This window comes from Paenibacillus sp. MER 180, assembly GCF_023713665.1.
Classification (GTDB): domain Bacteria; phylum Bacillota; class Bacilli; order Paenibacillales; family Paenibacillaceae; genus Paenibacillus_B; species Paenibacillus_B suaedae.
In genome coordinates this window covers 13,416-38,763 of the sequence record NZ_JAMAVT010000027.1, presented here as the reverse complement: position 1 = coordinate 38,763, position 25,348 = coordinate 13,416, and the positions used below count along the sequence as shown (strand labels likewise).

Sequence of the window (25,348 nt, the reverse complement as noted above, 5' to 3'; positions counted from 1 at the left end):
TGCGATAATCTCTTTCTCACCGGGATTTTTTCATTTTCCGACTATTCCAATTTGATTTAACCCTTGACACCAAGCCCATTCAAAAGTATAGTAATCGCATCGGAATTAAACTTGACTGACGAATCAGTTAAGAAGAGAGGGAGATGCAAACTGCCTAAGCTGCCTGCCGTACCAAATCAAGAACAAGATAGACGTCAGCAGCTCATGAACGCCGCACTCTATCTCTTCGCAAGCAAAGGATACCACTGTACGAAGATTTCGGATGTGGTAAAGTCCGCTGGCGTGTCACAAGGAACGTTCTATTGGTATTTTCATAGCAAGGAACAGATCATCCTAGAGTTAATTCACGATGGTATGGAGAAACTAACCAACGTCATCGCTCAAGGCTATCGCAAGCATGGCGGTACAGTAGAAGATATGGTGAGCTCATCCGCACGACTGCTGACCGAACTATTCACGTTCGCTGATCAGAACCGGAACTTGATGGCACTGCTTCTCATGAAGGGGCAAGGCGCTGATCCTGCAGTACGAGAGGCGGTCTCACAGACTTGGATCACTTTCGAAGAAGCATTCAAGCACAATATACAACGGGCAACCGAGCTCGGCATGCTGCCGAACACGAATGATTTGTCGCTGCGGGCCAATATTCTCGTCTCTTTGATAACTGGAGTATTGTCCAAATGGCTCTTCGGGCCAATGCATGAGGTCGATTATCAATCCAGCTACTCACCAGCAGAAATCGCTGAAGCCACGGCCAAATTTGAATTTCGAGGGCTGCTCGGATAGCTTCGCTCTTCGCCATTTTCATAGACGTGTTCAATACAAAATAAAGAACTTACTTATAGCACTTTGTTCGTGCAAGGGAAATCCCTACATTTAAGGAGGCAACAACGATGTCAGTCCAATTGAAAAAATTTCTAAAAGCCACAACTCTGCTAACCGTTCTTGCAGTCGCACTTGTCGGATGCGGAAGCAAGTCATCATCCAATGCAGGTTCCACTAACGCGCTGGAGCACATCAAGCAATCTGGCAAAATTAGAGTTGGGCTTATGGGCACCTATGCCCCATATAACTTCATCAATGATAAGCGCGAGGTCGATGGCTTCGATGCCGATATCGCCAAGGCAGTCGCTAAACATATTGGTGTGGAAGTTGAGTTCATTACTGGTGAATTCTCGGGCTTGATCGAAGGATTGCAAAAAGATAAATACGATGCACTGGTCAGCCAAGTAACCATTACCGATGATCGCAAGCAGAAGATGGACTTCTCCACTCCGTATGTGAAAAATGCGGTAAATGTCATCGTCAAGAGTGACAATACGTCCATTCAGAAACTCGAAGACTTCAAAGACAAGAAGATTGGTGTCGGACTTGGAACCAATGACGAGAAGTATTTGCGTGATGTAGCTATGCCTAAGGTTGGAAACTTTGAAATTGCCACATACAACGATGTCATTACATCCTTGCAGGATTTGAATGTTGGCCGTATTGATGCGACGATTAACAATGTATTTGCACTCAAGCCGTTGATTGACAAAAACCATTTCGACGTGAAGGCAGTTGGAGAGCCAATTAAAGAGGATGTAGCAGGTATCGCGATTCGTAAAGATAACCCAGAGCTGTTAGCTGCCATTAATAAAGCACTAGAAGAAATGAAAGCAGACGGTACATTCAAAGAAATCTTCAAAAAATGGTTTGATGTAGAACCTAACATTTAAGCCAGTCCGGGAAGGTGCAAGAGATGGAACTCGTTATTCAAAACCTAGATTTTCTATTAAAAGGCGCTTATTACACACTGCTGATTACGATCGTATCCATGTTCTTTGGACTCCTCATCGGATTGGTTGTCGCCGTAGCTCGCTTAAAGGGAAATAAGTTCGTCCGCAATGTCGCAAGAATATATGTGTCCATCATTCGCGGAACGCCTGTATTGGTGCAAATCTTCATTATCTACTATGGACTACCCGACTTCGGGATCACACTCGGGCCGCTCAACGCGGCCTTTATTTCACTTAGTATCAACATCAGCGCTTACTTGTCCGAGACGTTCCGCGGTGCAATTCTTGCTGTATCCAGCGGGCAGACAGAGGCTGCTCAATCCCTTGGGTTGACGCCGTGGCAGACGATGTGGCGGGTTGTGCTGCCGCAGGCTGCACGTGTAGCGATTCCCCCAATGGGCAATACGTTCATCGGCATGCTGAAGGAGACCTCGCTCGTATCGATCGTTACGGTAACCGAGCTGCTGCGCACCGCGCAATTGTTGATTGCGCAGTATTACGTGGCGATGCCATTTTTCATCGCGATTGCCATTATGTATTGGGTAATGAGCCTGAGCTTCTCCGCGATTCTGAACCGAATCGAAGCTCGCTTGTCTAAAGCCTACTAAGGACGTGAGATCATCATGATTGACGTAAAGAAACTAGGAAAAAGCTTCGGCGAACTGGTCGTATTCCAAGATATTGATCTGCAAGTCGATTCCGGTGAAATCGTCGTACTCGTCGGGCCCAGCGGATCTGGCAAGAGCACGCTGCTGCGCTGCTTGAATGGCTTAGAGACTCCTGATTCCGGATCCATTCAGATCGGTGATGCGGTATGGAATGCTGCGCTGGACGCCTCTTCCAAGAAGAAGGCCGTACAGCGCATTCGTACATTAACAGGAATGGTATTTCAGTCGTTCAACCTATTCCCTCATATGACCGTGTTGGAAAACGTCACCATGGCTCCGACCATTGTGAAGAAGATGAGCAAGGCTGATGCCGCAAAAATTGGAGAGACACTTCTTGAAAAAGTAGGCCTCCTCCACAAAAAGGACGAGTATCCGTCCCGTCTGTCTGGGGGGCAGCAGCAGCGTGTCGCCATTGCTCGCGCACTCGCGATGCAGCCGCAAATTATGCTCTTCGATGAACCGACTTCTGCACTAGATCCCGAACTGACAGGTGAAGTGCTGGCGGTGATGAAGAAGCTGGCATCAGAAGGCATGACCATGATCATCGTGACACATGAAATGAAATTCGCCAGAGAAGTTGCGAATCGCGTCATCTTCATGAGCGACGGTGTTATTCAGGAGGAAGGAACTCCTGACAAATTTTTCGATCAGCCTAAGACGGAGCGTGCCCGCAAGTTCTTGCGTCAGCTCGCCAGTGAAGCAGACACGATCTCATAAGACGAACAGAAGCTCGGAATGATCTGGTCGTTACGATAAGATAAGAATTCTGCAAAGGGAGTGTACAGCATGAAATTCGACAAAGCAGCGCATCTGGCCAGTGTCGCGGAACGGGCTCGTTCCATTATGGAAAAAGAGAACATAGAAGCGATTGTGGCAAGCGGCTGCGAAAATTTCTATTACTTGTCGGGCCACCCCAGCACATTTATGTATACGCTGCGCATGAGCGAAGTCGCATTGGCCGTTATGTTCCGCGATCCATCGCGCCAGACGGTCATTATTATGAATGAGTTCGAGGCGGCTGGCGTTCCGAATGACCTTCCTCAATGCGAGCTGCGAACGTACCCGACCTGGGTCGATGTCGATGATCCACTTGGCTTGCGGGGTGATAAGTATGAAGGGAGACGCCCCGTCAATCATCAAGTTCAAGAGATGTTCGGCTTGCTCCAACACGTGCTCGCTGATTACGGAGTAAGTACAGGCAAGATTGCAGTTGAACTAGGCTCCATGAAATACGCAGCTGCACAAGCACTGCAAGGAGCTCTGCCGAATGTCGAACTGACGGAAGCCAGCGCAATCTTCACTGAACTGCGTATGCTCAAGACTCCATGGGAGGTTGAACAGCTCCGTCAGAGCTGCGCATATGCCGAGATTGGCATCACTGAAGCGATCAAGGGCATTCACATTGGCAGTTCAGCAGCTGAGATCGCGGATGCGTTCCGGCTAGCGCTGCTGACTCATGCGAACGGCTCCCCTTCCCGCTTCCATATGATATCTGTGGGCGATCATTTCGCGCCTGCACATATTTTTGATACAAGACCCGGCCAAGCTGGCGACGTTATTAAGTTCGATGTTGGTGTAGATGTTGCCGGCTACGGTTCGGACATCGCCCGTACCTTTGTGCTCGGCGAACCATCCGATCCGGTAAAGCGCATTTACAACGCGCTGCGAACTGGACATGATCATCTATTGAAGATTATCGAACCCGGTATGCCGATGAAGCATGCATTCAATGATGCCATGTCTATTATCCGTCAATCAGGTCTGCCTGCCTACAATCGAGGTCATTTAGGACACAGTGCAGGTCTTAGCTTGGCAGCTGAAGAAGCACCATTTCTAAGTCCGTCTGAAAACACGATATTCCAGCCAGGCATGGTGATTTGCTTGGAAACCCCTTACTACGGCTACGGTATCGGCTCAATCATGATCGAGGATATGGTGCTCATTACAGACAGCGGAATCGAACGGTTGAATACGTTGTCCCGGGATCTGATAGCTCTGTAATTCTCAAGCCCAGCGTCTGATACCAGCGTCTGATACCAGCGTCTGATACCAGCTCTGATACCAGCTCTGATACCAGCTCTGATACCAGCAGCTTGGCTGCATACCAATCAAGGTCAGGAACTAGCAATCCGCTGTATCCTGACCTTTTTGTATGTCCACTGCTGTATATCCCTACACTACACATCTACACATCAGCATCAGTTGAGATTTGTTTATAACCATCCCAGCTCTTGTAGCATAACTACACCGTTGCATGTGATCCTTAGTTTTTTGTTGCGGTAGTCAATGACAGAACTTCCTTCGTAACGTCCACCACCAGCTGTGGTTCATCATTGATGACCATATGCCCGCTCTTCGTCGCCACAATTAGCTTGCTGTTCATTGAAATGTCCAGCATTCTCCGCTGGCCTGCCTGCCAGATTTCCTCAAGCTTCTTCGCGCCTTGTTCTGAAATGCCTGCATTTGAGAAAGGGTGTGGAATCCCTCGTGGAATCACTCTTACCGGTATATCTCCCAGCTTCTGTCCACGAATTGCATCTTCCGTGCTCCCAAGCAGCTTCACTTCCTCCTCAACGGCATCGAAATAGCTTGGCTTCGCAATCACATTGATGAACTGCGAACGCTTTTCCTTTGCAACCAGCCCTTCCAGCAAGGAATCTTGGAACAGGCGCAGCACGCCTGAGCTCTTCATAAGTCCAAGTAAGAAAGCGGATGGCCTTTCTTGATTGGTTTCCTGCGCATAGATTGATGCTGTTTCCCGCATGTAATCCTCTGTTCTAGCGTCAATTAACACTAACCCGGTCACTTCTTCCCGATAGGTCTGAGCAAATAATCGCGCATACATGCCGCCTAAGGAATGCCCAACTAGGATGTAAGGCCCCTTAATTCCCTCTTTGTCGAGTGCTTCATGCAGTTCCCTCACTATATGTTCTCCTGTTCGTTCCGTACGCGCCTTCGTACTCCAGGCATAACCTGCACGATCATACGTCACGACAGTGGCAAATGGGGCAAGCTGTGCGGGAATGTCCCCCCAAGATAAACTCGTCTCCCCGCTTCCTGCTTCCATGATGATGGTAGGAACACCTTTCCGGCTCTCGCCAGTACGCTGCAGATGAAGCTGGTAATTGCCAGAGTCAATCTGAATAAGCTTGCCCTGCATAGGGAAGGCTTGCTCTCCGAGCTTCGAAGCAATCATTTCATACACAAATCCTGAACCAATCAGAATGATGAGGAACAAAAAAGAAAACAATAACCCTTTTTTCCAACGTGCCTTCCTTATGGTCGTGTTGCTTATGAGCTCGCTCGGCATGCCGTATCCCTTCCTTCTCCACTTTTTATTTAATACATTGTATTAAAAAGAAGTATAGCATGCTGTATAAAAACGGTAAAGCGTGTATAATAGGGACATGCCAAAAATTGTTGATCATGAAAAACGAAAAAGACTTGTTGCCGAAGCGGCTATTCGCGTCATTCAGCGCGAGGGGCTTGATCATGCAACCGTTCGAACGGTTGCGGTAGAAGCTGGTTTATCTGTTGGTTCCTTGCGTCATTATTTTTCTTCACAAGTTGAGCTATTTGCCTTTTGCATGAATATTTTTCGCGAGCAGGTGGAGGAACGTTTATCCACGCTTGTGCTCGATGATCGAATACTTCCCAGCCTGCTTCAGCTTCTGATGCAGTTCATGCCTATCGACGAAGACCGAAGAACCGAAATGGAAGCATGGCTGTCGTTTACATCCAAGACGCTCACCCATTCCGAGCTGCAACATTTAAGTCATGAATTGAATGATGGGATTTATTATGTTACCAAATACGTGATAGACCTGCTGCAGGAGAAGCAGTTGGCCAAGCCAGATCTCGACTACGAAATGGAAATTGAGAAATTATATGCGCTACTTGATGGGCTCGCCCTTCACCTCATCCTTCAGCCGCAGCGCTTGCAAGCCGAGCGTGTTGAGCGAATTCTGAATGATCATCTTCATTCATTGTGTACTTGATGGGCAAAATAATTGAAAAATGAACTCACTTCGGGGTTCAGAGTTGGGCATAGTAAAAGATCGATATCCATCCCCTGGGGTGAATAATCGGTCTTTTTCCGTTCTCTGCTCGTAGTACAATTCAAGATAATGATTCAATTAGAGGAACGATATCTCTTACGAGAAAAAGAGGCCTATCCTCGCCACCAGTCAGTGACATAAGGATAAGCCTCTCTATTCCACTATTCTATTTCACGAATTCTACTTGATACCCGTTCGCCTTCAACTGATCAACGACCATATCTTGGATCACGTAATGGCCCGCACCTACAACGACAAAGTGCGTCGCGGATCCTTCTTTATCCAACAGCTCCATTAGCTTCTTCGCCATGTTCTTGTCGCGTTCGCCAAACAAGCGCTTTGCCGAATCAGTTTGTGTCATCTCTTCCGAGCTAATGAAGGATTTCGTGAACTGATCTAGATCCGCCTTCACCCATAGCTTCTGCCAAGATTGTAACAGCTCCATAGACTCATCCGGCTTGCCTGTCGGTGTCAACATGTGATCCAATGCGTCATTCAATTCCTTCTCTTGCGTCGCAACTGGAACCTTATTGAAGATATCAGCTTGCAACTTTAAGCCTTCCAGTTCGTGAACTGGCTTGCCAGCAAGCAATGCTGAATTGATGAAGTAGGAATCAATGCCAAGTGCAGCAGCTTGCGTCATCTCTTCTGCGGAACCAGTCATGCCAGCAAGCGTAAGGCTATTCGATATGGCCCACGGCTTGAAACCGTCAAAGACATCCTTCGGCAGCTGCATTTGCTCTAATGCCTTTTGCAGCTTCGCATACGTTTCCTTCGAGACATGATCCATCAATGTTGTACCATCTGTGTACGCCATCGACTGTGTGAAGTAGTCCATATCTTTGTTGCCTAGCAAGTTAGCTTCAACCCACAACGAATCTGCCTGCTTGAAAGCATCCCGCACACTCTTCTTCATCGGATACATATCAGGAGTGCCGACATGAATCGATCCGAGCAAGTAAAGTGTATTTTGACCTTTCGTTGCCTTCCAGAGAAGCCCCTTCGCTCCACCGTCAACAGCATCATACGTGTATTCTACAAGACGGCTTGCCATAACAACCGCTTGCTCAACCGTACTTGGCTTGTCTAGGTCAAGGCCTTTGCCCGTTCCGTTAACAATCCCTTTCTTCTGGAAGAAAGCAACCGGCTCGTCCGTGCCGATGTTCATCGATTCTGGCATTTCATATTGATCCAATACCCCGTATACTGCATTGATTACTGATTCTCTCGTAATGACTTTCTCGGTTGCTGGTGCTGTGAACGTATTCTTTTTCTTTAATTCCAGTGCATCCAGCTTCGCAGAAGTTGCCTTCAAGAGTGCTTGGAACTTATCTGTTGATATTGGCTGTTGGAAAGTACCGTCTGTGTACCACGTCAGTGGGAATATTCCGTACTTTTCTCCCTCATTCAGAACGCTGATCGACCAAGAACTTACTTGCGGAGCTTTGACTGGCGCTTGATTCGCCTGTGCCGGAATGACAAATCCGAGCATTGCGACTACTGCAACGAGACCGCTGGCCAGACTACGTTTGATCTTATCCCATTTGCTAGTCTTCACCAAGATTCCCCCTTTATAGCATATATGTAGTGTAGATCTCCAAACCCTACCGATTATAGCGCTTAACCTAGTGAAAGGCAATGTTATCCTAATAGATTTGTAAACAAAATATAAAATATCTGTATGTAACAAAATTGTAGGCTTCCTAAAAATATTATAAAATCAAGCTATCTGGTTTTTAATGGAGTGGCTGTAATGAATATAGCAATATGTGATAATGATAGAAATGTTGCAAATGATATTGAGGATCTACTTTCAAACATGTCCGGAATGGAATTCTCCAGCGATGTGTTTTATAGTGGCGCTGACTTGCTAAGATGCTTGCAGGCCGGGTCACATTATCATATTTATCTGCTTGATATTGAAATGCCTGGCCAAAATGGAATTGAAATTGCTTCAGTTATCCGGGAGCAGGATCGAAATGCGATCATTATCTTTATCACAGACCATAAAGAATATGTATATGAGGTTTTTGAAGTTTTGCCGTTTCGCTTTTTAAGAAAGCCTGTAACTGCTCAAAAGTTGTCCCCCATCTTGCTGGACGCTGCAGAACACATCAAAGTGTCGAAGCAGCTATTCTTTTTTCAGATCAGGCATGACAAATACCAGCTTCGCTCCAGTGACATTCTTTATTTTGAAGGGGCAGGAAGAAGAGTAATTATCCATACCAATCGAGATACCTATGAGTTTTACGGAAAAATCGCGGACATCCTGTCTGGGCTGGATAAGAATCTGTTTTGCCGGATTCACGCCTCATTCTTGGTGAATATGGAGTACATCCGCTCCATTAACAAAATGGCTATTCATTTGCAAGACGAAACGCAATTGCCGATCAGCAAGCGCTATCTGAACGAGGTGAAACAAGCACATCTGTCCTTCATAGAACGGAGAAGCGGCAATCCATGACTTATTTTCAGACAACTACCGATGCGATCATTTTTGGGCTTGAAGTCGTTCTTAGCATGATCGAGATTCTATTTATCCTGCGTCTCTTTAACAAAGTGTTTGGAGAGGCTCGGATCAATCACATCAAGCTGTATGCAGCAGCCGCTATTGCAATGCTGGCTATAACATGCGGTTTGCGAATGGTTCTGAATCCCGTCCGCCCTGCGGCGCTTCCACCCATCACCGTGCTATGCAGTATGTTCTTTTTACTATGCTATCCGCCGAATCGCCAAAAAAAGGTGTTATATATCGGGATACTTTTAACGGTATCCTATTTCTGGATTCTATTATACGATTTGATCGTTACACCAATCGAAGAGAAGAGCATTTGGCTAACACTTATTCTATGTCACGTAGGTTTTTATCTGTTATTGGAACTTATCCGAAAAACGGACAAAGGGAAACAGTGGTCTATCCCTTTTCATCTTTGGCTTTTACTTATGGCCATTACCGTAGCCAGTACGGCAGCGCTAGGCGTTATGGAATATTATATTTCTAACAGGGAGGACCCCTACTCGCTGACCGTGGAAATTCCAATTAGTCTCATATTTTTGTTCATTAATCTTTCGCTGTTTGTGGTTTTTGATAAATTCTCTACTCTAATGCATACAGAACGGGAGAACACCATGCTGGAACAGCAGGTGCAATTACAGCATAGGTATTACAAGGAACTAGAGGCCGCCCATCAGCAGGTTCGGGCACTGCATCATGATATGGGGAATTATATCAGAACTGCCGAGCAGTTGGCGGCTAAGGATGACAACAACAACGAACTCATTGGCTTTTTAAACGCTGCATCCGGCCAGCTCAAAGAAATTGAAACCGTGATTTCAACCGGGAACCAATACTTGGATTCCATATTGAACATCAAAATCGCCGAAATGCTCCACGAGGGAGTCACCGTCGAAACATATATTCATGTACCTTCTAGCTTAAAGCTGTCATTTGAACAAGCCGTCATTATCGTTGGGAATCTGATGGATAATGCGAGAGAGGCGTGCAGGGAATTACAGTGTGGGGAGCGTTGGGTTCGCATCAACCTGTCCTACATCAACCACACGCTATTCATCCGCATTGAGAATTCAGCGAGCCCCATTCAGAAATGGGACAACGGATTGCCTGTGTCTACGAAGAACGAACCGTTTTTCCATGGATTAGGATTAAAGAACGTGAAGAAAGCCGTGGATGAACTTGGCACCATGGATGTAGAAAGCTCAAACCATTCTTTCCTAGTTCGGATTGCTTTGTATGACAGGTAACCCAATTTTGACAAAAACCCCGTCGATTTTTTACAAGTGCATAATCTCCAAGGGATCGAGTGCTACAATCTGAATGGTTGCAGCACTCTTTTGTGTGCGAACGATTTTGCTTGTAGGTTATTGATTATCAGTTTGGCATTAAAGGAACGGGGGAAAACGATGCGTAACAAAAATAACAAGAAAAATATACTCCTGATTGGCGGACTGGCGGCAGCATTGCTTGTGAGCGGTTGTTCATCAGGCATAATAACAAACCAGATTGTAGAAAGTGTCCAAGGTCTTGAGGAATTAGAAGATACAGCTAATTTCGTGAATGAGACCGTACAAAACGCTGTCTGGGACGAAGTCGCTACAGAGATTGAGGAAGATGAAGATGTGCAAAATATAGAATGGGACGATGTCAAGGATCGTATGGCACAAAAAAAACAGAAAATAGAAGTTCACTCCATTACCGATGGCAGTCTATTGCATACGATCACAGACAATAAGCAAATCTTCGAATTTACAAAAAACCTCCATATTGAGCGTTGGAAATACCTTCGTTCCATCCCGGAAGATGCGAAGGACTTGCTTGTCTATGTAACGTGGTCGGAAAAGACGAAAACCGTGTTTGGTAAAAATACGGGGGAACTTTACGAAACCAGCCGAAACACGTTATACAAAAATAAGGATGGATACTATATGGTAATGGAACCTGTACCTTCTCTTGCCCCCATCCGGAAGTTCTACTCTGAAGTGCCTGCGAATGTAGCAGAATATCTGCTCTCTGTTGCAGTGGAGGACAATAAATAAACGAACGCTGTTAAACTGACCTGAGAAGCTGGAACAGCGACAGCTTCGGACGAGAATATAAAGTCCTAGACTGTCGCTGTTCCATTGCGTTAACGTGTCCCGTTTAGTGTAGTAGATCCTCGTTAGTTTGTTGCGTCAAAATATTCTGATAAAATCCCCACTAAAACTTGCTTATAATCGTTAATATGATAGGAAGAGTTGTCCACTTTCTTCTTAGCTATGTTTAAGCCATTAAATATTTCTTCTTCTAACTCCCTTCTTGCCTTAAGAACCTGCAGAGTTCCTTCTAACCCTTTGTAACTCTGCTTTTTTCCATACCCTTGGCTTGTATAATATTCTATAAATCCCTCTGACCATTCTTGAGGTCTTTCTTTTACAGCCTTTCTGAAAGAATGTTCAAGATCGTTCTGTTCTACGTAAATCAACAATGGATTCAGTTGCTCCACAATTGTTGCCAGTTCTTTGACATAACTTATAACGTCTTCCTTCTTTGCAGCATATTTAATCATCCCCATAGTTACAGGATTTTGTATAAAACAACAATCAAAAACAAAGGTGTCTGTACCATTCAAAACACTCTCCGTAAACTTCTTCCATTTCTCTGTTATCAGTTTCCTGTTCAGATCTAGTGACAATTCATACACATCATTTTTGAAAACTGCATGTAGCAATTCATCTGGAAAACGTGAATCGTATTCGTTTTTTACTTTCCGATATTCTAGGAAGTAATTGTTACCATCTTTAATCATACGATTACTCAACAAATCTTTGAACTTTTCGTGGGTACTCAATAATTCATCGAATTCATTTTCCTTAAAAAAGGCGACTCCGTCATAATCAGCAGGATGATCTAGATCTCCTTCTAAAAACAGCTGAGATTTAATGTTCATTTCCGTAAGAATTTCATGAACTAGTTCAGCAGTTGTTGTTTTCCCGGATCCTGGCAACCCCTCAATCAAGACTAACTTCGATCTCATAATATAGTTCCTCCATTCGTTATTAGGAGGATAAGCAGGTAAGAATCAATTGAGATGCGGTTTCCCGCGAAAATAAAAGCGGATACCATCAGGTATCCGCAGAATGGGTTTATGATATACCTTTCCCTGCATACCCTGTAAGATTAAAGAAAAGCATGCCAAATAACATAGTGTAGTCACTATTACAGGCATCTTTTCGAACTGTTAATCTTTACAGAGTAATCAACATGATAAGGTTTAATGCTCCTTTGTTTGCATCTCTATTGTTCAGATTAACATTACGCATAGATAAATACAAGTAGGGGCTTTGCATACAAACCTACCCATTCGTATTATGAGGTCACCAGAACTTTCTGGTCGACCTCCTTTTTGTATGGTCATAAGATTAAGGTAGCTGGGGATCGAACATTTCTGCCCGTGGGACTCGGATCCCGAGTGCTATTCCGTTCATTCCCCCTACTTGTTAAACCATGATTAAGCTAGTTGGGGCTTTGATCCCGTATCACATGCGATAATGTGGAAGACAAGAAGGTTAGGCCTTTGAATAATCGATCAGGACAGAATCTAGGATTTTCAGTCCTATGCACTACCGACTGAGCTACCGAGCCTTATGTTAAATTGAGATGATCATTGAAAATTTAACCAATTATCTACTTCATTGAATACAAAAAGCCCCTCGTCCAAAGGGACGAGGAGCCGCGGTACCACCCTAAATTAGAGCCTTTAAAAATACTAATAAAAAAAGCTCTCACTTTAATGAATAACAGTTATACCGGTAACCTCTACTTACCTAAAAAGGTTTCAAGGGACTGCTCCGGAGCGAACTTCATTCATCCCTTACATAATGTTGTTTATTTCGAGAGCTTATATGTTGTCATATTTTCTAGCATTTCTTCGGCTTGAACCAATCTCTCTGACTTCATTTCACCACTAATGTATTTTGATTCAATTTCACTAGCTATAATGTTAATCCAAGGATACTTTTCTTTGAAGTCATATAAGGAGCCCCTGTATCGACCAAGGTTAATTCATTATTCAATATAATTAAGCTAGGATAAATGGTTTCTTTTTGTCCATTAAATTCAAATTCAATTGGTAGTTCTATTATCTTCATTTTTATTCCTCCATACTGCATATTTGTGAAACATTCGATTACCGAGTATTCTAACCATTTAAAAATTTTTAATCATTAACCTGATCCAACGGGTGAATAACAGGTAAACCAAGCAAATTGAAAATCGCCATTTCTTTCGGTACAATTAATTTCAAACATCGTATGATTCCAACCGAAGGGGCGATCACTTGCGTAAAGATACCAAAACCATCGGCGAGGTGGCCAAGCTGCTGGGCACGACCGTTAAAACCGTCCGTTATTATGACGACATTGCTCTATTGAAACCATCGAGCCACAGTGAAGGCGGACATCGGTTATATACTCCTGAAGATATTTCCCAGCTGCGGCTGATCACAACGCTGCGCTATCTGGACTTCGGCATTGATGAGATCCGCCAAGTAATGGACGGAGAGATTCAGCTCACTACAGCACTCAACTGGCAGATTGAAGCGCTGGAGACCCAGGTCAGTACGCTGACCAATATGATTTCGATTCTTCGCCAAGCCAAGGAGCATGATTCAACAGGCACTTCCCTGCATTACATGAATGAGCTGGTCGACTCTTTGTCCATGAGTGCAGATAAGCGAAAGCGGTTCATCTCCAGCAAAATAGAAGAAATACAGGCGCTCGGCCAATTGCCGTCCGAATGGCAGGATACCTTTTTATATTTGTTCAATAAATATATTGTCAATGAAGTTAAAGTGACAGCTGGGCAAACCGTAGCTTGGAACGAACTGCAAGCGCTTATGAACGATTCGCAGTACATGGAGGATCTTGTCCGTTACGAACTGCCCTTTTTCAATATGGTCAGGCACCCCCGCGTTCCCGCTGCGGCCTGGATCAGAACGCTGGAGAACCTCCGGGTCCGGGTGGAAGCGGCCCTGCAACAAAGATTATCAGCAGACAGCGCTGTTGTACAAACTATTGTTGAAGATTTTGTGATGATGTATGCGAGTCCGGAACAGTTCAGCGATAAAGCCGCCTTTTTCCGCCAATACGCTCAATCCATGCTTCATGCTCCTACCGAACGGATGGAACGCTTCAATATACTGTGCCTGCATCTCAATTCCAAATGGGACGTCGTTGTAAGAGGCAACGCCTTGCTGATGCAAGGATTACAATGGAGACTCAGACAGGAGGACGCTCATTCCGCTCCTTGTTGAAGTGTATACTCCGGATGGTCTCCAAGGTTACGGTCCAAATATTGCAAGGGCTGCCCTTTTAGATAATGGTCAAAAAAATCAAGCGTGTACTCGTTAATCAGCTCATGTGTTCTGCGCACGTCCACCCCTTCCATCCATTCAAACAAGGGGGTGAGCAGATACAGGTCCGAGAAACTCATATGTTTGCTGTGCTTAAAAGTCATCCAATAGTTCCCGGCAGCGGTTACCGGCTCATACCGGGCAAACAGCTCATCATAGTAGGCTGCAATCTCTTTCCTGTCCGTTCCCAGTGCGGCAATCTCTGCATCGCCGGTGTGGTCCACCCCTTTTAACGTGTCATCAGCACTCATGAGCAGGAAAGGCTTCTTCAAGCCGTCTGCAGGAATCCGCTTTTCACCGTAAAGCACACCATCCATATCAATACCCGCTTGTATTCTGGAATCGTCCAGCAGCATTTGCACCGTCGTGGCTCCCCCAAAGGAATGGCCGAACATGCCCACATGTTCAAGATCGATCCGGCCGGTAAACAGTCCGCCAGGGTCATTCGCAGACAATGCCTCGATTTGGTCAAGTACAAACTTCGCATCTTCCACCCAGACTTGATTTCGCCCGTCCATAAAAGAATACTTCATTTGTTCATAGCCCGTCTTGCCTTCCGAATCAAACTTCACCACATGCTGGTCTGGAAATACGGAAGCCACGCTGCTATAGGCATGTTCAATCCCTACGACAATATAGCCGTGGCTTGCCAATTGCTCGACTTGAAACGTGTTCTGATTCTTGTAGCCCATAAATCCATGCGAGAACAAAAGCACGGGATATTTAGATTCCGTATCCGCCAGCCCGGCATTTGCAATAGCATGGGTGTTGACCAGCTTCAACCCTGAGAATAAAAACTCTGGCAGCTGCAAAAATTCATGCAGTCCTTCTACATACGGAGCAGGATCAGATAAATATGGCGCCGCTTTCCCTGTAGCCTCCGAGCTTGCCGGATACCAGATTTGAACCATTAATTCGCGGGAATCACCGGAGGCTTCAGTAAACTTTTCTTCCCGTGGAGAATCGGTCCAATGGTAGGTCACTGTTCCTATGGCGTAGGGGCCTGTAGGTTCCGCAAAAGAAAATACAGGGAACAGGAGCGGCAGAACAATGGCCACGGCAGCATAAACCACCGCAACTCCCCCAAAGAGTACTGTCTTCCATCGCCGCCGCGGCTTGCTTGATGATATTGCTGCGGATCGGAAGAAAAGTCTTGCTCCTCCCGCAATCGCCCATAGTGTGATCAGATACACCGGAATCATCGGCCACCGCAATCCTTCCACGAATGCATGGACAAGCAGCAAAACAGCACATATGCCGCCGCCTATCAGCCACTCGCGCTGTGATTTGGGACGCCCCAGGGTTAACCGCCCCATCAACAGTACATTAAATACAACAAGCACGATTTCAATTAATCTCATGATCTATAATCCTCCTTGGATTTCTCTTCTGGCTGCCGCCTGAATCCAAGTATAAAACCTCCTGTTAGAGGAGAATCAAGACTCTTGGTTAGTAATAAACCCATTGTTATTTAGTTAAACATGGATACGGCTTAAGAAAGTAGTCTACTTTTTGTAAAACTGAGTTAGTAAATGCTGCAAAAGTATGTAGTACAATCCACTTGGAAATGATATTCCACATCAGAATTTCATTCCTTCTTTTTAACAAAACTGCCCGTTAGCTTAATGATTAATTTGACTCGTCTTTATAATGAAAATGTTCGTGATGAATAGCATCCATTCCAACTAACTTTCCACTCTTTTTATGGAAATACGAAAAGTCTTTATTTATCGGCATCCGAAGTAACTGATAATTATTATCTCTGGGCATGGCTTCAATTTGGTTAATAGCTAATTCGCGTGTTGTAAATAGTCCAACTGGAAAGAAATTAGGGAATGGCTTTGAACTATCGGCTACAAATATCCCCCAAACAAATGTATCATCCATTGTCCCCGTCCACCTTACATACTCAATAGTTATACTAAAGTACCAGTTAGTTGAATGACAAATATTTATCTGCTTTACAACTTAAAGCGAAGAAATCGCTGGCTGTTTTTGCGCAGAATAATTATTTCCCTATGATTTAGTCATTTATTTAACCATCGACTTAACAATGTATTCGCGTACAAAATCCAAAGGTCTGATGGTATTGTCCAACGTGCTTTTAAACACGACTACCGTTTGCAAACTTGGAATTAACCGAAGGTATAAATCCTACCTCTATCGCTATCCCAATTAATATGGAAATGATACTTTTGGTACATGAATTAATCCGCTGAAGGTTATCTGTATTACTGATCCGGCGTGGAAATGGGCCACGAATTTTTGTTTTGCAACTAATCGAATCCTTTCATAATTACCAGTCTTTTTTCAATGGAAGATGAAAGTCTAAGCTATAAGGGCCGTTTTCTAATTTTAATAACATTTCATGAATATCTTTGCGTTCTCTTGCATCATTCGTTTTTCCATTCAAGTCCTCTTTAGACCAAAAACTATATCCAAGCAAGTAGCTTTGCCCCATTTCATCAAAACTCGAATAAACTCTTTGCAGTACTTCTGCAGCTTGTAAACATAGATCCAATGCTTCTTCTTTCGTATAGATACCTGCAATATAGCACATGGAAGCTACATGGATAAGTCTAACTAAATCCCAAGCCAAAACCCCTTTATCGCCCATTTTTTCTTTTATAACATGACACAATTCATATCTAAATGGGTCTGCTACTTCTTTGGATTTTTTTAATTCTTCTATGTACTGTACATTCGTCTTGCCGGAAAATAATAATTCCATAACTTCATCTGCTTCTTCTCTGGATTCAATTCCCCAATCTGCTGCTAAAATAGAAAATTGCTCTTCTTTAGCCCCTTCGGTAGGAACCACTCCGCCAAACACTCCCAAATCCCTCCAAGTTGCTACAGCAAAAATAGCATATGCCGCATTAAACCATTTAATTGTCTCACTTGTTTCTTTATTGCTTAATAGTGGCCTCCATTCTTGTTCAAACAATTTTTCAAGCTTTTCTACACCCCTGCCTAATAAAGACTTTGTTAAATCTAATCTCCATTCTTCTCCATCGGCACTTTTAAATAATATAACAAATCTTTTTTCGCATAATCTGTAAGGCTCTGCGATGAAAATATTAATTATATTCTCGAAGTTTACTTTTTCTTTAATACTTACATTTTGAAAATAGAAACCGTCATTGTAGGCGATAAAAATAATAGGTTTCTTAAAAAATCTTCTACGCTCTAATTTAAATATCTCTTTGCTGATTACACTCACCAATTCGTCATCTCCTTTTAAACACCCTGTTTTCCTTTATTATATATATTGGGTTGTCAACAGTAAATTTCAGACAGGATTTTTTAAAGGCTTCTTGGTGATACGGAACAGGCGTCAGATATCCCAGCGTTCGTAAATTCGATGTTTATTAAACCAGTTGACATAATCGTATAGCTCCAATTCCAGATGGTGAAGATTCGACGGATGTCCCCGCCCAAAATGAGGATTGCTAATAATCAACAAAAAATGGGCTATCATCTTGTGGATAGCCCATCAAATCAACTTTTCCTTTTATTCTTGGTACTCTGGGTGATTGTGTCGTTTACATCCGAATAAGTAACAGCCCGAGCTCATTGAAGTGTTAAATTCCATCGAGGGAATAAATCCTAATGAAATTTTCTCAAACATATGCTCATATTCTTTTTCCTCATCAAGCAATTGCTTAATGTGCTCTTCTTTCTCCCTTTCTGTCCAATCCTCGTCACAATCATCTTCATGAGCTTCTTTTATTTCCTCAATTTTTTGTTGAATTACTTCATTCAAGATATCACGAGCTCGAATTTCATTTTGAGTTTTACATAAAGCGTATACGAATCTACTAACCCAGTCTGGTGTTTTCCAATACTGTCCCCAACCTTTGTCAAACCAATAAATAGACTCATTGAAACAGCCTAATTCAAGATATAACTCTGCAACTTCTACATCACCGACAAAATCATCATCATCTTCAGAAAATACATCTAGTTTCTTCTTCGCTTCTATTTTTCTCCCAAGCTCGATTAAGCACTTAACATGACTGTACATTGCATAATCAGAATTTCGGGAACATTGAAGGAAAAATTCTGAAGCTTCTTGTATTTGTCCAAGATGATATTTGGCAATAGCCAAATTGTTATAAGCTTCATTTGAAGGGTGTATGATCAAAGATTGGTTCAAGGCATCTGCGGCCTGTTGCCACATTTCCTTCTCAACATAAATTTCCCCCAAAATATTGTAAGGAAAATGAGATGAAGGATTTAATTCAATAGCCTCTTTGATAAGTGTCAGGGCTGTTTCCTTGTCACATTCTTCATGCAGATATATCCATGCAAGGTTATTTAATGATTGTACATTACGTGATTCCCTTACGGCTTCATGGAAAAGATCTAAAGATTTGTCATATTCATTACTTTCCAGATACTCAATAGCTTTTTGATTGGCACTCAACGAATGTTTTCCCCTTTATAATCATCATTTTCCTTGTTCAACAGCCCTCAAGACCTAGCCAACATCCTCTGTCACCACTAACATGCTTGCCGTCGGCGGAATAACAAGTATGTTCCCCATACAAGAACGGCCGTCACGGCCAAAAGGGCTACTAATGCAGCTATCGGATATAGGACAGGCCGACTCCCTAGTAGAGAATCGGCGGAAATCATCATATCGAATACCCCTCCAGCAAAAGCTCTACTACCGTCATTGCTTGGTCGAAGGAATGGCTCTCTTCCGGTTGTTGCTTCAAATATGATGTACGATACTGAGAATTATGCTAAAATCATGAACACATAGATTGCGACAACATTAATAGAAAGGCGAGCGTATATGAACCAAGATATTTACATTCGCATGGCAGATGAATCTGATGCGCAGGAGCTGTTGCACATCTACGCTCCCTATGTCACCGATACGGCGATCACCTTCGAGTATACCGTACCAACTGTCCAAGAATTTGCAAGTCGAATTCGGCAGACGCTGCAAAGATACCCCTATCTAGTAATCCTTCAAAACGAGAGAATCGGCGGATATGCATATGCATCTGTCTTTAAAGGCCGTGCTGCGTATGACTGGTCAGTTGAGACAAGCGTATATCTACGGCAGGATTGTCGCGGAGCTGGACTAGGCAAGAAGCTGTATTATGCTTTGGAGGACGCCTTAAAGCGGCAGAATGTTATTAACGTGAACGCATGTATCTCTTATCCATGTGAGCCGAATGAATATTTGGACAACGGCAGCGAGAAATTCCACAGCCATCTAGGCTATAAGAAGGTAGCTCATTTCACCAAATGCGCTTACAAATTTGATCAGTGGTACGATATGATCTGGATGGAGAAAATGATAGGCGATCACACAGACAAGCCCGAACCTTTCATCCCGATTACCGAGCTGTAAACGGCGGCAGTCTTAGACTGCCGCTATTTTATTGAGCTATCGTTTCCCGTTAATTCAATAACATCCACAGAGTCTTAGTATGGTAAGAACTAACGAATCACAATAATGGTTGCAATAGAAAGAGTGGATATAATAAGTATAGACTTATCATTAAAGAAATCGACAAAGCTTATGACTGAGACAAAATTCCTTTAACAAACAATGAGACACTGTGCTTGTAGAACTCTTCCTCGGTGACTAGTTGGGTCTGATATTGCCCGTGAATCAACTCGCTCATCTGAAATCCGTAGCACATCGAGAGGAAAGACATAGCGGCAAGACGCTCATCCTGTATGGCTATAACTTTTTTCTTCTGCAGGCGTTCAAAATATTCAACCAGTAAGGAGTGCAGCTTTACCGGCGGATCGGCCAGCACTCTGTCTAATTCGGGAAACATTCCTTTGTCACGGATGCCAATCAAAATGATGTCCGCATTTTTATGGAAAAACAAACGGTACTGCTGGCTTATATTCAGCAGATCGACTTCAGGATTATCGGTCGCGTCCTCTTTTAACAGCTTCTCAAATTGCGGGATATCCGAGTGTCTTTCAATGATGGCTTCCAATACGCCTTGCTTGCTTCCAAATTGCCGGAAAATCGTAGATTCATTGACTTTAGCTTCCGTTGCAATGGCTTTGGTGCTTACTCCCCGATAGCCGTTCTTTTTGATGAGCCGTGTCGCAGCTTCAATGATTCTGTCTGAAGTATGCATTGTATTTCTCCTTTTGCAGATGTTAAACCTATTCTACTACAAGTTTTGCATATGCAGCAGGATCGGGGTTCATCATTTTCATAAACGTTTATTTACAGCAAATCGCTTCTTTGTTCCCAGCGGCTTGGTTCCGTAATCTTGACATGATCAGGCACCAATTGCGTGAGCGTGCCTAATTTATCGAATGTAATCTGGATTCGGTCAGAGGGCAACAACCATTGTTCGGTCTCGATTGCGCAGCAATCCGGTATCATTCCCATTCCTATTATCGTGCCTGGGAGCGGCGTGAAAACTTTGAGAACCTCCTCCATCACTTTTGCAGGGTGTGCAGAATACTCGGATGTGCTTCCCTTCCAGTGCAGTCTCACCCCGATGCGTACATCCACATCCAGTGCCAGCGGGTTGTCGATTTCATCCGGCGTAACTAGAAATGGCCCTATTCCTTTGCTGCGATCAAAATCTTTGCAGCGCGTCGGTCCGGTCAGCGCCTGGAAATCCGGCCACTGTACGTCGCGGACAGTACTGTCGTTAAAAATAACATAACCTGCAATGCAGTTCCCCTTCCCTGTAACAAAGGCCAGCTCCGGCTCGATATCCAGGTAGGAAGAGTACGAAGGCCAATGAATCGTATCCCCATCGCCAATTAGTGCATTATGATTACACTTATAATAACTGAAAGTTACTTTATTCGGATCTCGCTGGAATTTTTCATCAAATTTCCGTTTAAGTTTTTCTCTTTCCGGCCCTGCGTATTCTCTTTCCAACAGATTTACACCAGCATTTCTTAGATGTCTTGGTGTCAGCCCGAAATCGATAAGCGCAGCCGGATTCGGAACCGGCGGCAGCAGTCTTACTGCTGCAATCGGGCAAATTTCATTTTCATTGAATTGATGCGACTGTTCGATAGCATATTGCATCATTTCCTTAGCGGCATCATAACTTGCCGGCAAATAATGAAGATAGCTATCCATACTTTCAAGACTATCAAAGAATGTTCCCTGCTTATTCATAATTGCGGCAAAAGACACGACAAACTTCTTGTTTATTACAAGCCCAAACAAAGGTTCCTGAGATGTCTTCGTTTGAAAGGTTACTAGCTTCATGTTGCAGCGCCTCCATCCATGTAGTGTGATGTTATTCTGCGATTATCATATAGTATAGAATAAATGCATGCAAGTACTTGCTTGCATTTCTGTTTTCCATTCTCTATTATAAAGACATAGTCAGTATGCCTTACCTCAAAAACATATACGCAAAGGAGAATTCTCATGAAGTATGGACGTATTATCCAAAAACCTCGCGTTAAATTTTTTGAAGTCGCAGATGGAGTCTTTGCCGGTATTTCGCCGTATCGCGGCATCAGTTGGGCCAATGCCGGGTTCATCAACAAGGGTGAAGGGCTGGTGTATGACACGTTCTTTGATTTGTTCCATGCGCGGGAAATGCGGGAGGCTTTTATGGAAGTAAGCAACGGCAGCTCTCCCGCATATGTGGTGAACTCGCACTATAACAGCGACCATGCCTGGGGAAACAAAGTGTTTGAAGATGCTTGCATTATTATGCACAAGGAAGCGTCTAGAGAGCGTCTCACCGAAAATATCGCCTGGATGGACAGCGTCATCAGAAGAGGAAAGGATTCTCCGGAATCGACTTCGGGCGAGCGTTTTTTTGCAGCGGAATTTGAAGGATTCGACCTGGAAGGCGTAGAATGGGTGCTCCCGAATATTGAGATAAAGGACGATATCAACATCCGTCTCGGCGATACGGAAGTTATGATATACAACGTAGCTCCGGCCCACTCTGACAGTGACTTGCTGCTGTGGATGCCAAAAGAAAAAGTGCTGTTCGGCGGCGATGTCGTGTTTAACGGTTGTACGGCATACAGCGAAGAGGGAACCCTCAATTGGGTTAAAGTGCTTGATCGCATTATTGATGAAATGAAACCCGAAATCGTTGTTCCAGGACATGGCGCCATCTGCGGCCTGGACTTCGTGAAGGAGCAGAGAGACTACCTCCTGAACCTGATCAGCGAGTTCAACAAGCATTACAATGACGAAATTGATGCCTTGTCCCTAACCAAGCAAATTGATATTTCCCGCTTCCTTCATTGGATTCAGCCAGAACGCTTGTATGTTACAGTGGACATCCTATTGAAAAGCAAACGAGGGTTACCACCCCTTCCAATTTGGAACGAGGTGCCTGCTAAACTGGAAGACATGAAAGCTTTTTTGGCCGGAAAATATGGAAATCAGATCAAGCCATGGGATCCTATGAGTGTTTGGCAAGAATAGCAATTTGAAGCTAGTCTGCGAAAAACAAAAATCGGCCCTGTCGCAGACGATGCGAACAGCGGCCGTTTTTTTGGATTGTTCCACGGAATTAAAATCGGTGCTTAAGGAGCGATGCCAGTCTATAACTTTATTTTCCTAGTTTATCAAGACCTAACTTTAAGAAAGTCAGATAACATTACTGTTTAATTTCTCTTACCAGTTGCTTCGTGATATGCCTCTTTTAATAGTGGTAACACCCTTCGGAAATTATGAACTATATCTGCATTCGATTTTATGGGTCTGTCAAACCATACATTATAAACTCCCCATCTGTCCTCCTCAGGTTCTATACATACAGAAACAGATACAATATCCTCGACCTGCCAGATTACTCCTGCCCTACTTCCATCTGGCGCTTGAACAAATCCATCTCCTGTCAAGCAACCTACATCATCGTCATAATGAAGATGGTCTGTTATCTCACCATAAATAAAACCGTCAGTTTCTGTTTCTTTAATTAAAGAAAATCCCTCATAAGCACGCTTCTTCATTAATACTCCCCCTTATTGAACTTTGTTTCTCCAGTGAGGATTATCTGTCACTACATATGAGTTAAATAATGAATCAAATTTGTCACCTTCGATAGAAAAAACAGGAATTTGAGGTTCTGAAACAATCGAATTATATAGCGATTGCACTGGGTCTGAAATTGTCCAAAGGGATAATTCAGAAATAATCATATTTTTATATTCCTCAATATTTGGAAAGTCCTCTAATATTTCATCTTTTAAGAATGGTAGAGCCCTTCTCATTTCTGACACTTGTCCATTTCCAGAGAATTTCAATAAATCTCTCCAGAATGGACAAGTGACCATTACAATGATAAAGTCCTCAAACCTTTCACCGACTTTACCTGCTTGTCCCTCGGAACTAACATATATAATTGGTGAATCTTTAATATCTTCGATTAAAGCAAAAATCCCTCCAGATGCATCTTGGGCTAAAACTGTTGCTTGATAATCAATTATGAAGAAATAATCTTTCGTATTTCTACTTGCTTTAATCATTTCAAAATCAAAGTACTCCAAAAGGATATTTTGAATTTCAGCATTTGATACGATTTTTTTATATATGTTATTGGAAATCAAAAAAACACTCCTTTACATTGCTTTTATAAAATATAACATTTTAACTATCCTGCCCGTTACTTCAATGACAAAGCTGACCGCTGCTGCAGTTTGCTCAACTTCACTATCATTACCCATTAGCTTCAATGTAACTTCCATCGTGCCAAACTTTCGCAAAGAGCCTTATAAGCACGCACCGCGATATTAGCATCATCTGCAAGGATGGTGATTGAATCCTCGAGATACGAGACAATTATTCGAAAAATGAATTCTCCATCCCCTTCAATCCAGTAATAAATTTGATAAATCTCTTGTTCTTTACTGGCGTGCTCTCGTACCACTGTAGCATCTATAAATTCATCAACTATTCCCTCAGGAAGAAAAGGTAATTAAGTATGCGAACGCAGAGGCTTCCTGTACCCGTAGATGATTAGTTTATTTTCCAAGTCCCCAACAATTCTATTCGCCATCTTTAAGCTCCCATCTCTATTTGATACTACTGATATTTTCGTTATATCTCTTTTTATTATCATTAAAAATTACTTCTTGTACTCTCACAACCCCCCCCTAACGAAAGCCTTTCTCCTCAATATATTAAATAATTTATACAAAGTGTTAATGCTATTGTTAAGATTTCTATTGAACAAAAAATAGAGGAAAGTAGCTCATATAATGAACTAACTATCCTCTATATACGATACTACAATTAACACGGTATAATACTTTATTTTTCAGTCTACTATTTTCATCGGACAGTAATTAAGCTAAGAAGACGGATACTATTCGAAAAATCCGTATTGCTGTTCGTCGATTTCGAAGTCGTGTTCACCACAAATTCCATATTCAATCATTTATTCTATGATCGTAATAAGCGGCCACTGTTCCTTCCAATTCTTCTTGCTAACCCGTTCCACATAATAGCTGTGATTCGGAAACTGCTGACATCTTCTCACGACGAGCTGAAATAAATCTTCCAGTCCATACGGTGCACAAATATCCAGTTGATCGTGTTCGTCCAGACGAGCACCGACAGCCGTCGCCGTTTCTGGCCAGTGATACAGTGCATCCCATGTAGATAAATAAGGTTCCACACCATTATGAGTGTGCATCCTCGCTTGGTTTTTGACCGACCATTTCTCATTGCCCGTCTGCTGGATCAGTGCCTGCTCCAAGCGAAAATCCCGTTCCTCGGATACATCATCGCGATCAAAATACACAACATCAATATCACTATGTCTGCTGCGATTATCGAACCCATGAAGCTTGTCCCATACATAGTTGCGAATGTATCCCGCCGCAATATAGCATTGCGGCAGTTGTAGCTCCTGAACGATACGCAAATCACGCATGAACGCTTCATGCTCACGCAAATATTGTTTCAGCCGTTGCTCTAGCATTCTTTACTAACCCTCATTTCC

At 43.4% G+C, this 25,348-nt stretch carries 25 protein-coding genes and 1 pseudogene; 12 read left to right on the top strand and 14 right to left on the bottom strand.

Translation table 11 applies throughout. The annotated features are described in order from the left end of the window. The first annotated feature begins 204 nt into the window (after positions 1-204). The 5 genes from M3661_RS27600 to M3661_RS27580 all read left to right on the top strand — a co-directional run bounded on the left by M3661_RS27600 (position 205) and on the right by M3661_RS27580 (position 4,447). Positions 205-786, top strand: coding sequence for a TetR/AcrR family transcriptional regulator (locus M3661_RS27600; protein ID WP_036621354.1), 582 nt, complete (start codon positions 205-207; stop codon positions 784-786). 107 nt (positions 787-893) lie between these two features. Further along, a complete protein-coding gene (locus M3661_RS27595; RefSeq protein WP_021253726.1) occupies positions 894-1,718 on the top strand; it encodes a transporter substrate-binding domain-containing protein in 825 nt (274 codons plus the stop codon). A gap of 23 nt (positions 1,719-1,741) precedes the next feature. Next, positions 1,742-2,386, top strand: a complete 645-nt coding sequence (locus tag M3661_RS27590) for an amino acid ABC transporter permease (protein ID WP_021262238.1) — start codon at positions 1,742-1,744, stop codon at positions 2,384-2,386. A 15-nt stretch (positions 2,387-2,401) separates the two neighbouring features. Next, on the top strand, positions 2,402-3,163 hold the full coding sequence (locus M3661_RS27585; RefSeq protein WP_065293432.1) for an amino acid ABC transporter ATP-binding protein: 762 nt from the start codon (positions 2,402-2,404) through the stop codon (positions 3,161-3,163). A 69-nt stretch (positions 3,164-3,232) separates the two neighbouring features. Continuing rightward, entirely contained in the window at positions 3,233-4,447 is a 1,215-nt protein-coding gene (locus M3661_RS27580; RefSeq protein WP_065293431.1) for a M24 family metallopeptidase, read from the top strand. A 262-nt stretch (positions 4,448-4,709) separates the two neighbouring features. Here the strand turns inward: M3661_RS27580 and M3661_RS27575 are convergent, their stop codons facing one another. Beyond that, complete coding sequence (locus M3661_RS27575; protein WP_065293481.1) at positions 4,710-5,756, bottom strand: alpha/beta hydrolase; 1,047 nt, start codon at positions 5,754-5,756, stop codon at positions 4,710-4,712. Between the two features lie 97 nt (positions 5,757-5,853). On the opposite strand from M3661_RS27575, the gene M3661_RS27570 reads away from it, so the two are divergent. Next, positions 5,854-6,444: a TetR/AcrR family transcriptional regulator gene (locus M3661_RS27570; RefSeq protein WP_065293482.1), complete on the top strand. Its 591-nt coding sequence runs from the start codon at positions 5,854-5,856 to the stop codon at positions 6,442-6,444. A 226-nt stretch (positions 6,445-6,670) separates the two neighbouring features. Here M3661_RS27570 and M3661_RS27565 read toward each other — a convergent pair whose 3' ends face one another. Then, positions 6,671-8,062 (bottom strand): TraB/GumN family protein, encoded by a 1,392-nt coding sequence (locus M3661_RS27565; protein ID WP_065293483.1) that lies wholly within the window; start codon positions 8,060-8,062, stop codon positions 6,671-6,673. A 195-nt stretch (positions 8,063-8,257) separates the two neighbouring features. Between M3661_RS27565 and M3661_RS27560 the strand changes: the two genes are divergently transcribed. The 3 genes from M3661_RS27560 (at position 8,258) to M3661_RS27550 (ending at position 11,058) form a co-directional block, all read left to right on the top strand. Next, complete coding sequence (locus tag M3661_RS27560) at positions 8,258-8,968, top strand: LytR/AlgR family response regulator transcription factor (protein WP_285853363.1); 711 nt, start codon at positions 8,258-8,260, stop codon at positions 8,966-8,968. Beyond that, the gene (locus tag M3661_RS27555) at positions 8,965-10,266 is read left to right on the top strand and encodes a sensor histidine kinase (protein WP_251490125.1); all 1,302 of its coding nucleotides are present in this window, start codon (positions 8,965-8,967) and stop codon (positions 10,264-10,266) included. The genes M3661_RS27560 and M3661_RS27555 overlap by 4 nt, the downstream gene beginning before the upstream one ends. 159 nt (positions 10,267-10,425) lie before the next feature. Beyond that, positions 10,426-11,058 (top strand): hypothetical protein, encoded by a 633-nt coding sequence (locus M3661_RS27550; RefSeq protein WP_251490124.1) that lies wholly within the window; start codon positions 10,426-10,428, stop codon positions 11,056-11,058. Positions 11,059-11,180: 122 nt separating this feature from the next. Here the strand turns inward: M3661_RS27550 and M3661_RS27545 are convergent, their stop codons facing one another. Further along, positions 11,181-12,035, bottom strand: coding sequence for a P-loop NTPase family protein (locus M3661_RS27545; RefSeq protein WP_251490123.1), 855 nt, complete (start codon positions 12,033-12,035; stop codon positions 11,181-11,183). 875 nt (positions 12,036-12,910) lie between these two features. Further along, positions 12,911-13,149 (bottom strand): annotated as a pseudogene (locus M3661_RS27540) (MBL fold metallo-hydrolase); the annotation flags it as partial. Positions 13,150-13,337: 188 nt separating this feature from the next. Between M3661_RS27540 and M3661_RS27535 the strand changes: the two are divergent. After that, complete coding sequence (locus M3661_RS27535; protein ID WP_251490122.1) at positions 13,338-14,312, top strand: MerR family transcriptional regulator; 975 nt, start codon at positions 13,338-13,340, stop codon at positions 14,310-14,312. Here the strand turns inward: M3661_RS27535 and M3661_RS27530 are convergent. The 5 genes from M3661_RS27530 to M3661_RS27515 form a co-directional block, all read right to left on the bottom strand. Continuing rightward, complete coding sequence (locus tag M3661_RS27530; protein ID WP_251490121.1) at positions 14,294-15,772, bottom strand: alpha/beta hydrolase family protein; 1,479 nt, start codon at positions 15,770-15,772, stop codon at positions 14,294-14,296. The genes M3661_RS27535 and M3661_RS27530 overlap by 19 nt on opposite strands. Before the next feature lie 268 nt (positions 15,773-16,040). Continuing rightward, positions 16,041-16,298: a hypothetical protein gene (locus M3661_RS27525; protein ID WP_021261728.1), complete on the bottom strand. Its 258-nt coding sequence runs from the start codon at positions 16,296-16,298 to the stop codon at positions 16,041-16,043. A gap of 409 nt (positions 16,299-16,707) precedes the next feature. Next, entirely contained in the window at positions 16,708-17,634 is a 927-nt protein-coding gene (locus M3661_RS30575; RefSeq protein WP_251490120.1) for a DUF1266 domain-containing protein, read from the bottom strand. 114 nt (positions 17,635-17,748) lie between these two features. Beyond that, entirely contained in the window at positions 17,749-17,892 is a 144-nt protein-coding gene (locus M3661_RS30910; protein ID WP_368072458.1) for an IS3 family transposase, read from the bottom strand. A 33-nt stretch (positions 17,893-17,925) separates the two neighbouring features. After that, positions 17,926-18,840: a tetratricopeptide repeat protein gene (locus M3661_RS27515; protein WP_251490119.1), complete on the bottom strand. Its 915-nt coding sequence runs from the start codon at positions 18,838-18,840 to the stop codon at positions 17,926-17,928. A gap of 375 nt (positions 18,841-19,215) precedes the next feature. Between M3661_RS27515 and M3661_RS27510 the strand changes: the two genes are divergently transcribed. Next, a complete protein-coding gene (locus M3661_RS27510; RefSeq protein ID WP_021258637.1) occupies positions 19,216-19,782 on the top strand; it encodes a GNAT family N-acetyltransferase in 567 nt (188 codons plus the stop codon). Positions 19,783-19,951: 169 nt separating this feature from the next. Here the strand turns inward: M3661_RS27510 and M3661_RS27505 are convergent, their stop codons facing one another. Both M3661_RS27505 and M3661_RS27500 read right to left on the bottom strand, forming a co-directional pair. Further along, positions 19,952-20,533, bottom strand: a complete 582-nt coding sequence (locus M3661_RS27505; RefSeq protein WP_065293495.1) for a TetR/AcrR family transcriptional regulator — start codon at positions 20,531-20,533, stop codon at positions 19,952-19,954. Between the two features lie 92 nt (positions 20,534-20,625). Further along, the gene (locus M3661_RS27500; protein WP_251490118.1) at positions 20,626-21,636 is read right to left on the bottom strand and encodes a fumarylacetoacetate hydrolase family protein; all 1,011 of its coding nucleotides are present in this window, start codon (positions 21,634-21,636) and stop codon (positions 20,626-20,628) included. Positions 21,637-21,801: 165 nt separating this feature from the next. Here M3661_RS27500 and M3661_RS27495 point away from each other — a divergent pair, with 165 nt between their 5' ends. Then, on the top strand, positions 21,802-22,824 hold the full coding sequence (locus M3661_RS27495) for an MBL fold metallo-hydrolase (RefSeq protein ID WP_065293497.1): 1,023 nt from the start codon (positions 21,802-21,804) through the stop codon (positions 22,822-22,824). Positions 22,825-23,006: 182 nt separating this feature from the next. Here the strand turns inward: M3661_RS27495 and M3661_RS27490 are convergent, their stop codons facing one another. From M3661_RS27490 to M3661_RS27480, 3 genes are all read right to left on the bottom strand, one after another. Then, the gene (locus tag M3661_RS27490) at positions 23,007-23,354 is read right to left on the bottom strand and encodes a 3-deoxy-8-phosphooctulonate synthase (protein WP_251490116.1); all 348 of its coding nucleotides are present in this window, start codon (positions 23,352-23,354) and stop codon (positions 23,007-23,009) included. A gap of 12 nt (positions 23,355-23,366) precedes the next feature. Then, positions 23,367-23,951, bottom strand: a complete 585-nt coding sequence (locus M3661_RS27485; RefSeq protein WP_065293499.1) for a hypothetical protein — start codon at positions 23,949-23,951, stop codon at positions 23,367-23,369. An 830-nt stretch (positions 23,952-24,781) separates the two neighbouring features. Next, positions 24,782-25,327, bottom strand: a complete 546-nt coding sequence (locus tag M3661_RS27480; protein WP_251490113.1) for a nucleotidyltransferase family protein — start codon at positions 25,325-25,327, stop codon at positions 24,782-24,784. Positions 25,328-25,348 lie beyond the last annotated feature (21 nt).

Coding starts and splice junctions, on each gene's coding strand:
- M3661_RS27600 (WP_036621354.1), top strand. CDS start 205: ATGAACGCCGCACTCTATCTCTTCGCAAGCAAAGGATACCACTGTACG.
- M3661_RS27595 (WP_021253726.1), top strand. CDS start 894: ATGTCAGTCCAATTGAAAAAATTTCTAAAAGCCACAACTCTGCTAACC.
- M3661_RS27590 (WP_021262238.1), top strand. CDS start 1,742: ATGGAACTCGTTATTCAAAACCTAGATTTTCTATTAAAAGGCGCTTAT.
- M3661_RS27585 (WP_065293432.1), top strand. CDS start 2,402: ATGATTGACGTAAAGAAACTAGGAAAAAGCTTCGGCGAACTGGTCGTA.
- M3661_RS27580 (WP_065293431.1), top strand. CDS start 3,233: ATGAAATTCGACAAAGCAGCGCATCTGGCCAGTGTCGCGGAACGGGCT.
- M3661_RS27575 (WP_065293481.1), bottom strand. CDS start 5,756: ATGCCGAGCGAGCTCATAAGCAACACGACCATAAGGAAGGCACGTTGG.
- M3661_RS27570 (WP_065293482.1), top strand. CDS start 5,854: ATGCCAAAAATTGTTGATCATGAAAAACGAAAAAGACTTGTTGCCGAA.
- M3661_RS27560 (WP_285853363.1), top strand. CDS start 8,258: ATGAATATAGCAATATGTGATAATGATAGAAATGTTGCAAATGATATT.
- M3661_RS27555 (WP_251490125.1), top strand. CDS start 8,965: ATGACTTATTTTCAGACAACTACCGATGCGATCATTTTTGGGCTTGAA.
- M3661_RS27550 (WP_251490124.1), top strand. CDS start 10,426: ATGCGTAACAAAAATAACAAGAAAAATATACTCCTGATTGGCGGACTG.
- M3661_RS27545 (WP_251490123.1), bottom strand. CDS start 12,035: ATGAGATCGAAGTTAGTCTTGATTGAGGGGTTGCCAGGATCCGGGAAA.
- M3661_RS27530 (WP_251490121.1), bottom strand. CDS start 15,772: ATGAGATTAATTGAAATCGTGCTTGTTGTATTTAATGTACTGTTGATG.
- M3661_RS27525 (WP_021261728.1), bottom strand. CDS start 16,298: ATGGATGATACATTTGTTTGGGGGATATTTGTAGCCGATAGTTCAAAG.
- M3661_RS30910 (WP_368072458.1), bottom strand. CDS start 17,892: ATGATAGCCCATTTTTTGTTGATTATTAGCAATCCTCATTTTGGGCGG.
- M3661_RS27510 (WP_021258637.1), top strand. CDS start 19,216: ATGAACCAAGATATTTACATTCGCATGGCAGATGAATCTGATGCGCAG.
- M3661_RS27505 (WP_065293495.1), bottom strand. CDS start 20,533: ATGCATACTTCAGACAGAATCATTGAAGCTGCGACACGGCTCATCAAA.
- M3661_RS27500 (WP_251490118.1), bottom strand. CDS start 21,636: ATGAAGCTAGTAACCTTTCAAACGAAGACATCTCAGGAACCTTTGTTT.
- M3661_RS27495 (WP_065293497.1), top strand. CDS start 21,802: ATGAAGTATGGACGTATTATCCAAAAACCTCGCGTTAAATTTTTTGAA.
- M3661_RS27490 (WP_251490116.1), bottom strand. CDS start 23,354: ATGAAGAAGCGTGCTTATGAGGGATTTTCTTTAATTAAAGAAACAGAA.
- M3661_RS27480 (WP_251490113.1), bottom strand. CDS start 25,327: ATGCTAGAGCAACGGCTGAAACAATATTTGCGTGAGCATGAAGCGTTC.